The sequence below is a fragment of the Phyllobacterium phragmitis genome (assembly GCF_002980495.1).
Lineage (GTDB): Bacteria > Pseudomonadota > Alphaproteobacteria > Rhizobiales > Rhizobiaceae > Paramesorhizobium > Paramesorhizobium phragmitis.
This window is the reverse complement of record NZ_PVBR01000082.1, coordinates 1-586: the sequence shown is the minus strand read 5'-3', so window position 1 is coordinate 586 and position 586 is coordinate 1. Positions and strand designations below refer to the sequence as shown.

General features: G+C 53.4%; 2 protein-coding genes. Both read right to left on the bottom strand.

Features of this window, described 5'->3' with window-relative positions:
- Positions 1–347: S8/S53 family peptidase (locus tag C5748_RS27420; RefSeq protein WP_146119656.1), on the bottom strand; the 347-nt coding region annotated here is incomplete at its 3' end.
- 20 nt (positions 348–367) lie between these two features.
- On the bottom strand, positions 368–586 hold a 219-nt coding region (locus C5748_RS28730), incomplete at its 5' end, for a hypothetical protein (RefSeq protein WP_210204486.1).

The window sequence follows — 586 nt, the reverse complement described above, 5'->3', positions numbered from 1 at the left end:
TACATATCCCCTGAACTGCCCTTCAGACCATTTCCGGACGCGTAACTTATGCCACCTTCTGTAATGAGGTTCAGACTCCAATGTTCCATTCCAAATTGACGCATATGCTTTCTGGAATAACTGAAGGCCGCAGGATCGTTATACATTGAAGCCAGTTGGAGCGCGCCCATATCATAAACGCGCGCACGCGCGCGAAAACCGCTGCCGGAGGGTGCAAGAGGTTCGACATCGGACAACGGCATTATGAAATCGCGGTAGCAATCGAACTGCTCATTTGCCGCGATGGATTCTGTTGAGAATTGAAAGCTCGGAATCGGCTTTTGCTCACCGACAGAATGTTCGGTCAATTAATTTCTCCCCCACACTCTTATAGCGCACCCAAGCTCATCGCGTCGACCACTGCAAGAGTGCGCGATCTCGCTTGCGTGACCAATGCTTCTTCGGCTGTAGCCGGGGATTCGGAACAGTTCGACTGCCGGCGCTCATTTTTGCACGCAGCGGCAATTGAATTGCACTCAGCGCCCAGCGCGATGGCGCCCATACTGGTTCGACCACACCGGATACCGTCGATGGGCATGCCGGCAAT